Below are 10,880 nucleotides of genomic sequence, written 5' to 3'. Positions count from 1 at the left end.
AGGTCTCGACAACCCACACCCTACCGAGAACCATTGCGGTGGCCGCCTCCTCAAAAGCGGTCACCTCCTACACCACCACCCGGGACACGACCCCGGGGGCGGCTGGTCGCCCCCTAACGTGCTGCAGTCGCTGCACCACGAGATCTGACACGCGGTCGAGCCGTGGCTGTCCGATGAGGCGCTGGTGGTGATCGCCTCGGCCTGTTCCGACGCTGACGTCACATGGGGGGCACCCGTATCTCGATGATCCACAGGAGCGCAGGGCGCGCCTGTACGAGGTGTGGGCCACGGCCTGGGACCGTGGCACCACGCACCCGCTGGCGGCTGCTGATGTTTGCTGGCAGGTATACGCGGGCGAGGTGGCGGCCGAAGTCGGCGCCGACGCCGCCCGCCATACCGCGCGCACGCGTGGGGTCCTGCCGCTGCCGTGACGTCCTCTCCTGGGCCAGCCCCGGCCCTGCCGGGGCGCCGCCCACGGTGCCGCAGCCGGGCGCAGCCCGGCGAGGACGGAGGCTCCTCTCTTGGGGGAGGGGCCGACCCGCGAAGCGGGAGGGGGCCTCGCGTGCCCCCCCCGAATCTTTGCTCACTGACCCTCAATTCTTGTCAAAATTTAGATAGAAAAATCAGCTACATAAAGCAATTTTATGCTTCGCCATTCAGGGGGTGAGCCCGCCAGAATGCTTGCCGCCAGGCATCCTGCCCGGGTGGAGAATTGGACGTGATCGACGTTGAGGTGGTGCCGTTTGGGCGTCGCGCGGTCGTGGTGGCACAGGTAGTGGCCGACTACGTGGCTGGTGCCGTGGCGTGCGAGCTCAAACAGGATGAGATCTAGGCTGACGTGCGGGCGGAGTGGTCAAGCGTGGCGGAGTGCTGTGCTCGCCTGCCGGGATGGTGGTGCAGCTGTATGGCCGGTGACCTGCCCGGGCCTGAGGGCACACCCCTCCCGTCACGCCGCCTCGGCGAGGTCGTCCAGGACCATGGTCAGCATCGGTCGGCGGCGTATCGGGGCCACCGGCGGCGGCCCGCAGGCTGGTGGTGGCGCCTGGGGCGCCTCTGGTCCCCACAGCCCGCCGATGATCGCCTCGATCCGGTCGTAGTCGCGGGCCATCTCGGCCTCCCGGCGGGCCTGCCGGGAGTTCTGGGGAGGGGGCACGGCCGATGGGGCCGGGGCGTCAGCCCCGGCCCTTGGACGACTAGCGACAACTGTAAGGTCGTGTTGCTGACACGGAAGTTTCGAAGCCACAATACGAGCGCCCTGGTCCCGTAGGGGCATCCATTCGCCTGTGGCAGGGTCGACGAGGCCATCCGGCCGCTTGGTCGGGCGGCCATACTCGCTCTCCCCAGCCGCGTAGGTCAGTCGGAGGCACCCCTGGCCCCCAGGCAGGCCGCCCAGCAGGGCCAGGGCGTCGGCGTAGTGCCCGGCCTGCCGCTCGCGGGCCAGCGCCCGCTCGGCGGGGGACAGCGCCATATCCTCGGCCACAGCGCCCGATGCCCTCGCCCGCCGCATCGCCGCCATGGCGGCCTCGGCCCGCTCGGGGAGGATGGCCATGCCGTCGGCATCCCCGTCCTCGTCAGTCGCCGCGACGATCACCGGCCGATCGGCCGCTGCCTCCCGCGCCCGGTCCTGGCGGGCAGAGAGGGTCCACAGGCGCTGCCAGGCGCGCAGCACGCCGTGCGACCCAAGCACCCGCATCCGGCGCAGCCCGCGGGACGACGCCCAGGCCCGGTGGCGCTCGCCTGCCTCGCCCTGCTCCCTGAGCGTCTGCTCGTCATTCAACGATTTTAAAATGTATTTCATAACGTACGTGGCCGGGCTGACCGTCCGCCGCCCTGGCACCCGGCGCACCACCTCCAGGCGAGCCGCCCGCGGTCCAGGGCACACCGTGCGGAGGGCACGCCGCAGCTCCCACGCGGTGCCATGCTCGGCGCCGTGTTGGTCCCGCCAAATCCAGGGCAGGTACACCAGCGCGTGCAGGTGCGGCGTGCCGTCTCGGTGCGGCTCAGGCACCACTACGCCGACGTGCGCCCGGAGGTCGTCGGATCTGTCCGCGAGGATGGCCCGCAGCCGTGCCCAGCGGCTCTGCAGCTCGGCCCAGGCGCGCCGGGGGCCATGGTCCCGCGTCCAATCCTCGTTGGGGCGCTGATGCGGATACGTGCCGTCCGCCGCGCGGGCGCCGGAGGAGTACGAGTGATACGCGCCGGGGAGCGTCAGTGTCAGGAAAAACGCTGTGTATCCGTGCGACGTTGCCCAGTGCTCGTGCCCGCGCGAAATCGCGTAGAGGGCAGCGCCCCGTGCCCGCGCGGCACTGTCCCGCACGGCCGCCAGCGACGCAACGGAGCCGTCATCCCACTGAACCTCTTTGGCCTCCGCCCAAGCCTGCTGCCGCTCCTGGCGCTGGCGCCAGGCGCCAAGGGTGTAGCTGGACACGTAGTCGTGCCCCGGCCGGGCGAGGCGGAGGGCTGTGTCGTAGTAGGCCTGGGCACGCAGGGCCTCACGGCGCAGGCGGCGGGTGTGCCAGCGGGCACAGGTCCGCTCGCGCCTGATCCATGGCTGCTCGTCCACGGCGCGCAGCGGTGTGCCGGAGGCAGTGGCGGCTTGGCGCATGGCGTCGCGGGCCTCGTACCACGCCGACCACCGGCGGGCGGCGCGCTGGGCGGCCGTGCGGATGGCGTCCTCGTCGCCGCGCACCAAGGCCGCGCCCTCGGCGCTGCACTCGTGCGCCGGTGGCTCAATCTCCGCCAGAACCTGCGCGATCACCCCGGCTGCGGTGATCGGGGTGCTCCCGGGCGCCCGCTCCCACCGGACGGCGCCCCGCTGGGCGAGCACGCCCGCATGTAGGGTGTCGATGTCGGGTAGGGAACGCCTGGCCTGCTGGGCGGCCAGCCGCAGCACGGCGTCCGCGTGCAGCCGGGGCAGGCGCTCCACCCTCCCGAGGGTGGCCAGCGCCGCTGCCCGCGCCTCCTCCAGCTCCCGCCGCAGGGCTTCCTGGGGGCAGTCGGGCACGGGGTCGCAGTCGGGCGCCGCCTCATCGGCCAGCCAGGGGGAGGCACGGGTAGGCGCTGGGCATCGGGCGGCACCGGGCGCGGGCGCCACACCTCAGGGGCGCGCGCCCCTCGCTTCGCTGCGGGAGGTTGCTGGGGCTGCTCCGCGGGGCGGCGATGCGCGGACGCGGGCAGGATCGCGATCTCGCGCGCCAGCCTAAGCGCAGGCAAAAATCGCAGAAAAGCAGAGGAAGAGCAGTGACTTGCTCCGCGAACCTCTATGTTGACATTAAGTACCTGGGTGTTTTTCGAGGGCGCCTCGGAGGGGGTTCCGAAGCGCCCGGCGCTCACTCAGTCGGCGCCGGTGAAACCTTGATATCGGCGCCTGCGCGCTGCATCATCGGATCACCCAAACGGTTGCGACCCCGGAGCCCTGGCAGGCTGTGATGGGGTCGCATCTATTTTGAGGGTAAGGCCCCTGCTCCCGTCAAGCGCCCCGCACATAGAGGTGCGACAGGTCCATCGGCGGCTTTACCTCCCGGATCACCACGGCAGCCTCCTTGGCGGTCAGCAACACCCTCGCGTAATGCCGACCGGCGCCTTCGCCTTCATGGCCAAAGACCTTGTTGGCGACGTCGGAATTTAAATTCGCTTCTCGCAACATAATCCGGAAATTGTGTCGCAGCGAGTAAGGCGTGTGGAGCTGGTCCGTCACGCCGAGAGCGCCGAGATAGCGCCCTGACCACTGCGCCCAGTCCGATGGGCAGCCCTCGCCCCGGAACAGGACGCCTCCGCTGGCCAGCCGCTCCCTCGCCCACGCTAAGAACCCGGTCCGCCTCAGTGCGGGCAGGATTGGCACCAGCCGGGCTCCCGCCGCTGTTTTTTTGGCCGTCTCGGTCAGGTCGAGGCAGACGATGCCGCCGTCCAGCTCCTTCAGGGTGGCCCCAGGCAGTTCCTCGGTCCGCGCGCCGGTCAGCAACATCGTCAGAAAAAAATACCGGCGGTCGGCAGGCGCGATGCACGGGCCTGGTTCCGCGTGGCGTCCTCGTTGGCAACCTGTGTAGAGCGGCGATCCGAAGATCTGGGCCAGCGTGTGGGTCTCGAACGGCAGGCGCTTTGGGGAGCCCCTGGTGATCCGTGCTTCTCGGGGCGGGCGCACCCGGGCTCCGGGGGACGCATCAAGGATACCTTTGGACTCGGCGGCCCACTTCAACACTGCTCTGATGTGGCCGAGGGACTTGGTGATCGTGGCTACCGATGCGGACTCCCGGCCACCGCGCCCTGGGCGCTGCCGCAGCCAGTCGGCGTAGCGGGCAACGTCGGCCGGGGTGATGCTGCCGATGCCCTTGGCGCCCGCCATCGCCTCGAAGTCGCGGATGGCCTGATCGTGTGAAGTCCGCGACGACTCTCCGAGCGCGCGGTCCGCGTAGTAGTCGGGCGCCAGCCGGGACATGGGCAGCGCCCGGCGTGAGTCGGCCTCTGGCTGATGGGCAGGCGGTGCCGACACGGACGCCCCCCCAGCACCACGCCCAAACGCCTCCAAAGCCTGCAGCATGCCCCTCTCCCTCCCTGCAGCGTGGATCTCCGTCGTCACCCGCAGCACCTCCAGCCGAAGGCGCCCTTCCCTGACCTCCGCCGATCCGGCAGCGCATAGGGCCGCGAGACGGTCGCGGAGGCGCCGCCGGTCCTCGGGCGTCAGCGTGTCCATGTCGGCAGTCAGGGCGGCACGGTCTTCGCGCGCCCAGCGCGTCAGGTCGTCGGGGGTGAGGTCGGAGAGCGGGATGCCGCGCAGCGTGGCCATGGCTGTGGCGCGTAGCACACGCCACCATCCTGGCGCAGCCCCTGCGAGCGTAGCGGCGGCGGCCAGGGCCTCGCGCCGGTCTTGAGTCCCCAGGGTCCGGGTCAGATGCGTGCCGACCAACGGCGCCAAGTCGGTGGGCACTCGAAGCCGGAGATAGTGGGTGCGGTGGTGGGTGATGATGTAGGGGCTGGGCACGAGGCATCCCTGTAACACGGAGCTGTGTCACAACCCGGGGACGGCACCCAAAAATCCCAACAAAATCAACACCTTGAGGCGTTGGCGTCCCCAACGGGATTCGAACCCGTGTTACCAACGTGAAAGGCTGGTGTCCTAGGCCTCTAGACGATGGGGACCTACGCCAAGCAAGCCGTCCGGCCAGGAAACATGGCCCGCGGCAGCGGCGGCTTACTACCGCAGACGGAACCGGACGTCCAGCCCTCGCCAGGCAGGAAAACGCCGTGGCGAAGGTGGGCATCACGGCTATGCCGCGGCGGCATCCTGCACATGCAGGCCGACCGAAACATTGCCGTTCCAGCTCTCGGCCCGCAGCGAGCCGCACAGATGCACAGGCGCTCCGCGGCTGTTCAGCAGGAGATCCGCCAGCGGCCCCTCCTTGGCGCGGAAGCACACCGCCTTGAGCCGCCCTCCCCCCTCGCCCTCGACAAAGGCGCGGATGGTGTTGCCTTCCTTGCCCACGCGGTCGGCGCGCACGATGCGGGTGCGTGGGAAGACGAAGACCGGCTCCTCATTGCCGGCGCCAAAGGGGCCGAGGCGCGCCACCTGCTCGACCAGCGCGACGGTCGCGGCGGGCACCAGCAGGGTGCCGTCCACCACCAGGTCGGCGCTGGTCGGCAGGGTGGCGGCGTGGGCGAGCTGCGTGTCGAGGAAGGCGTGGAAGGCCTCCCGCTGCTCCATCCGGAAGGAGAAGCCGGCCGCCATGGCATGGCCGCCGCCCGTCTCCAGCAGGCCCCCCTGCCGCGCCGCGATCACCGCCGCGCCGAGATCGACCCCCGGCACGGAGCGGCCGGACCCCTTGGCCAGCCCCTCCGCCACGCCGGCCACGCAGACGGGGCGGTTGAACTTCTCCTTCACCCGGCCGGCGACGATGCCCACCACGCCGGGGTGCCACCCCTCGCCGCAGACCAGCAGCGCCGGGTGGCCGGCCTCCGCCTGCTCCTCGGCCTGGGCGAAGGCGGCGGCCAGCACCTCGCTCTCCACCTCCTGCCGGCGGCGGTTGACGGCATCCAGCCGCTCGGCCATGGCGCGCGCCTCGATCGGATCGTCGCAGGCCAGCAGGCGCAGGCCGAGATCCGGCTCGCCGATGCGCCCAGAGGCGTTGATTCGCGGCCCGAGCAGGAAGCCCAGCGTGTAGGCGGAGGGCGCCTCTCGCGCCTGCGCCACCTCCAGCAGGGCGGCGATGCCAGGCCGCTCGCCGCGCCCCATCACCTTGAGGCCCTGCGTCACCAGGGCGCGGTTGAGGCCGGTGAGCGGCATCACGTCGCACACCGTGGCCAGCGCCACGAGGTCGAGCAGGCCGAGCAGGTTGGGCTCCGGCCGGCTGGCGAAGAAGCCGGCGCGGCGCAGCGTGCGCAGCGTGGCGATGGCGGCCATGAAGGCCACCGAGGCGGCGCAGAGATGCCGCAGGCCGGAGGTGCAGTCGAGCCGGTTGGGGTTCACCGCGGCGGCCACCACCGGCACCGGGCCCTCGGATTTGTGGTGGTCCAGCACCACCACGTCGGCGCGGCCCTGCGCGGCCTCCAGCGCCGCATGGGCGGCGATCCCGCAATCGACGCAGACGATCAGCGTCGCGCCCTCGGCGCAGAGGGCGGCGATGGCAGCGGGGTTGGGGCCGTAGCCCTCCTTGAGGCGGTCCGGCACATAGGCGCGCACCGGGCAGCCGAGCCCGCGCAGGAAGCGCAGCATCAGCGCGCCGGAGCAGGCGCCATCCACATCGTAATCGCCGAAGACGGCGACGGATTCCCCCGCCTGCACCGCCTGGGCCAGGCGCCCGGCGGCGCGGTCCATGTCGAGCAGCACGGAGGGGTCGGGCAGCAGGGCGCGGAGCGTCGGCTCCAGGAACACCGCCGCCTGCTCGATGCCGATGCCGCGCGCCGCCAGCAGCTGCCCCACCAGCTCCGGCAGGCCGAGGCGCTGGGCGATGGCGAGGCCGATGCGGGAATCGCCCTGCCGCCAGATCCAGCGCCGCCCCTGGGCGGAGTGGGAGACGCCGAGGACCGGCGCGGCGCCCACCGCGGCGCCCATGCCGGTCCCGGACAGGGCCAGCCCGTCAGTCAACAAAGGCGCTCGGCTTGAGGGAGAAATTGTGGTGCGCCTCGATGTAGCGGACCGTGCCGGTCTTGCTGCGCATGATGATGGAGTGGGTGTAGGCCGAGATCGGGCCGCGGCGGACGCCCTTGAGCAGCGGGCCGCCGGTGACGCCGGTGGCGGCGAACATCACGTCGCCCTGCGCCATGTCCTCGGCGGTGAGCTTCTTCTGCGGGTCGGTGATGCCCATCTCGCGCGCGCGGGCGATCTGGCTGTCATCCTCGTAGAGCAGCCGGCCCTGCATCTGGCCGCCGATGCAGCGCAGCGCGGCGGCCGCCAGCACGCCCTCCGGCGCGCCGCCTGAGCCGAGATAGAGGTCCACGCCCGTTTCCGGCTGGGAGACGGCGATGAGGCCGGCCACGTCGCCATCCGGGATCAGCATGATGCGCGCGCCCACCTCGCGGCAGGCGCGGATGATCTCCTTGTGCCGGTCGCGGCCGAGGATGCAGACGACGAGGTCGTTGATCTCGGCCTTCTTGGCGCGGGCCAGTTCGCGCAGGTTCTCGGCCGGGCTGGCGTCGAGGTCGACGATGCCGGCCGGCAGGCCGGGGCCCACCGCGATCTTGTCCATGTAGATGTCGGGCGCGTGCAGGAAGCCGCCATCCTCGGCCACGGCCAGGGTGGCGATGGAGTTCGGCCCGCCGGTGGCGCAGATGTTGGTGCCCTCCAGCGGATCGACGGCGATGTCGACCTTGGGGCCGCCGAGGCCGATCTTCTCGCCGATGTAGAGCATCGGCGCCTCGTCCATCTCGCCCTCGCCGATCACCACGGTGCCGCTGATGGCGATGGTGTCGAAGGCCTTGCGCATGGCGTCCACCGCCGCGCCGTCGGCGGCGTTCTTGTCGCCACGGCCGATCCAGCGGCTGGCGGCCAGCGCCGCCGCCTCGGTGACGCGCACCAGTTCGAGGGCGAGATTGCGGTCAACGGGGGTGGTGTCGCGGCGCATGGTGGCTCCTGTCTGTCCCGGTGCGGGGTTTGCAACCGCCCCGCCAACGCGTGTCAAAGGGATTCAATGCGGATCAGCGCCGGCGGCTCCAGCACCGCCTCCAGCGCGCCGATGCGCGCCAGCGCGGCGCGCATCGCGGATTCGCGGCAATCATGGGTGGTCAGCACCACCGGCACCGCCTCGCCCGGCGCGCGGCCGCGCTGGATCATCGATTCCAGGCTGATGCCGTTGTCGCGCAGCGTGGCGGTGACGTCGGCGATGACGCCGGGCCGGTCCAGCACCATCAGGCGGAGATAGTAGGCGCCGTGGTGCCGCGCCATGGGCAGAGCGGGCGCGCCATCCAGCGCGCCGGGCGCGGCGCCCCAGACGGGGGTGTGGCGGCCGCGGGCGATGTCGATGAGGTCGGCCGCCACGGCGCTGGCGGTGGGGCCGGCGCCGGCGCCGCGCCCTTCCAGCACCACGCGGCCGACGAAGTCGCCCTCCGCCACCACGGCGTTGAACACGCCGTCCACGCGGGCGATGGGGTGGGCCGCCGGCACCATGCAGGGGTGCACGCGGGTGGCGATGCCACCCTCCTCCCGCTGCGCGATGCCGAGCAGCTTGATGCGGTAGCCCAGCTCATCCGCCAGGCGGATGTCGAGGGCAGAGACGGCGCGGATGCCCTCCACATGCACGTCGGCGAAGGAGACGGGGCGGCCGAAGGCCAGCGCCGCCAGGATGGCCAGCTTGTGCGCCGCGTCGATGCCGTCGATGTCGAAGGAGGGGTCGGCCTCGGCGTAGCCGAGCTTCTGCGCCTCCGCCAGCACGTCGGCGAATTCGCGCTTCTGCTCGCGCATGTTGGTGAGGATGTAGTTGCAGGTGCCGTTCAGGATGCCGGTGACGCGGCGGATCTGGTTGCCCGCCAGCCCCTCGCGCAGCGCCTTGATGGCGGGGATGCCGCCCGCCACCGCCGCCTCGTAAGCGAGGGTGGCGCCGCTGGCCTCGGCCATGCCCGCCAGCGCGGTGCCGTGCAGGGCGAGCAGCGCCTTGTTCGCCGTCACCACCGGCTTGCCGGCGGCCAGCGCCGCCTCCACCAGGGCGCGGGCCGGGCCGTCGCTGCCGCCGATCAGCTCCACCACCACGTCGGCCTGGGCGTCGGCGGCCATCGCCACCGGGTCCTCGTACCAGCGCAGCCCGTCGAGCGAGACGCCGCGGTCGCGGTTGCGGTCGCGCGCCGAGACGGCGGTGACGACGATGGGGCGGCCGGCGCGGGCGGCGATGATCGCGGCGTTGTCGCGCAGCAGGGTGAGCAGCCCGGCGCCGACCGTGCCCAGGCCGGCGACCGCGACGGAAAGCGGACGGGTCATTCTTTCACCAGTTCAGCAGCAGGAGCGGCGGCGGGCTCCGTGACGGGCCCGCCATTGTCGGTGGCCAGGAAGGCGCGGATGCCGCGCAGCGCCTGGCGGATGCGGTGGGTGTTCTCCACCATGGCAATGCGCACATGGCTGTCGCCATGCTCGCCGAAGCCGAGGCCGGGGGCCACCGCCACCTTGGCGCGCGCCAGCAGCAGCTTGCTGAACTCGACCGAGCCGAGGTGCTTGTAGCGGTCCGGGATCGGCGCCCAGACGAACATGCCGGCCTCCGGCACCGGCACGTCCCACCCCGCCTGCTTCAGCCCCTTCACCAGCACGTCGCGCCGCTCGCGGTAGAGCTTGCGCATGTCGTCGATGCAGTCCTGCGGGCCGTTCAGCGCGGCGGTGGAGGCCACCTGGATCGGCGTGAAGGCGCCGTAGTCGAGATAGGACTTCACCCGCGTCAGCGCCGCGATCAGGCGCGGATTGCCGGCGGCGAAGCCCATGCGCCAGCCGGCCATGTTGTAGGTCTTGGACATGGAGGTGAACTCCACCGCCACATCCTTGGCGCCCGGCACCTCGAGGATCGAGGGCGGCACCTTGTCGCCATAGTACAGCTCGGCATAGGCGAGGTCGGACAGCACGAAAATCTCGTGCCGCTTCGCAAAGGCGACGATCTCCTTGTAGAAGTCGAGCCCCGCCATCAGCCCCGTCGGGTTGGAGGGGAAGTTGACGATCAGCGCGGTGGGCTTCGGCACGGAGTGGCGCACCGCGCGGTCCAGCGCCTGGAGCATCTCGTCATCCGGCGTGTGCGGGATGGAGCGCACCGAGGCCCCGGCGATGATGAAGCCGAACTGGTGGATCGGGTAGGAGGGGTTCGGCACCAGGATGGTGTCGCCCGGCGAGGAGATGGCGGCGGCGAGGTTGGCCAGCCCCTCCTTCGAGCCGAGGGTGGCCACCACCTCCGTCTCCGGGTCCAGCTTCACGTTGAAGCGGCGGGCGTAGTAGCCGGCCAGCGCCCGGCGCAGGCCGGGGATGCCGCGGCTGGCCGAGTAGCCATGCGTGTCCGGGTTCTGCACCGCCTCGACCAGCTTGGCCACGATGTGCGGCGGCGTCGGGCTGTCCGGGTTGCCCATGCCGAGATCGACGATGTCCTCGGCCGCGGCGCGCGCGCTTGCCTTGGCCTGGTTCACCTCGGCGAACACATAGGGCGGCAGGCGGCGGATGCGGTGGAATTCCTCGGTCATGGCCTTGGGGGTCCGTGCGACTGGAGCGTGCAGAGAGACAGGTGAATCGGGGGCGCGACCATAGAACGGATTGCCCCCCCGCGGAAACGGCCGCGCGGCGGGCTACAGCCGCGGCGGCGGCGGGGCGGCCATGTCGCCGGCGGGCGGCGCGGGCGCCAGGAATTCCGCTGGCGGCGGGGCGGGGGGCGCGCCGGGATCGGCCGGCAGGGCCGGCGCCGGGTCCGGCAGGCCCGGCGCGGCGGCGGGGG

At 71.6% G+C, this 10,880-nt stretch carries 6 protein-coding genes and 1 tRNA gene; all 7 read right to left on the bottom strand.

The window, feature by feature from the left end; genetic code table 11:
* Positions 1–946: 946 nt before the first annotated feature.
* Entirely contained in the window at positions 947–3,004 is a 2,058-nt protein-coding gene (locus ACFOY6_RS22860; RefSeq protein WP_379652333.1) for a replication endonuclease, read from the bottom strand.
* 465 nt (positions 3,005–3,469) lie between these two features.
* Positions 3,470–4,978 carry a DUF6538 domain-containing protein gene (locus tag ACFOY6_RS22855; RefSeq protein ID WP_379652332.1) on the bottom strand — a complete coding sequence of 503 codons (1,509 nt, stop codon included), beginning with the start codon at positions 4,976–4,978 and terminating at the stop codon, positions 3,470–3,472.
* Positions 4,979–5,060: 82 nt separating this feature from the next.
* Positions 5,061–5,136 (bottom strand) — tRNA-Glu (locus tag ACFOY6_RS22850).
* A 127-nt stretch (positions 5,137–5,263) separates the two neighbouring features.
* On the bottom strand, positions 5,264–7,045 hold the full coding sequence (gene recJ, locus ACFOY6_RS22845; RefSeq protein WP_379652334.1) for a single-stranded-DNA-specific exonuclease RecJ: 1,782 nt from the start codon (positions 7,043–7,045) through the stop codon (positions 5,264–5,266).
* Positions 7,046–7,070: 25 nt separating this feature from the next.
* Positions 7,071–8,054 carry a class II fructose-bisphosphatase gene (gene glpX, locus ACFOY6_RS22840; protein WP_379633560.1) on the bottom strand — a complete coding sequence of 328 codons (984 nt, stop codon included), beginning with the start codon at positions 8,052–8,054 and terminating at the stop codon, positions 7,071–7,073.
* Positions 8,055–8,107: 53 nt separating this feature from the next.
* Positions 8,108–9,400 carry a homoserine dehydrogenase gene (locus ACFOY6_RS22835; RefSeq protein WP_379652331.1) on the bottom strand — a complete coding sequence of 431 codons (1,293 nt, stop codon included), beginning with the start codon at positions 9,398–9,400 and terminating at the stop codon, positions 8,108–8,110.
* Complete coding sequence (locus ACFOY6_RS22830) at positions 9,397–10,632, bottom strand: LL-diaminopimelate aminotransferase (RefSeq protein WP_379633558.1); 1,236 nt, start codon at positions 10,630–10,632, stop codon at positions 9,397–9,399. The genes ACFOY6_RS22835 and ACFOY6_RS22830 overlap by 4 nt, the downstream gene beginning before the upstream one ends.
* Positions 10,633–10,880 lie beyond the last annotated feature (248 nt).

The sequence above is a fragment of the Teichococcus aestuarii genome, assembly GCF_042651065.1.
GTDB classification, from domain to species: Bacteria; Pseudomonadota; Alphaproteobacteria; order Acetobacterales; family Acetobacteraceae; genus Pseudoroseomonas; species Pseudoroseomonas aestuarii.
This window is presented reverse-complemented; position numbering and strand designations above follow the sequence as displayed.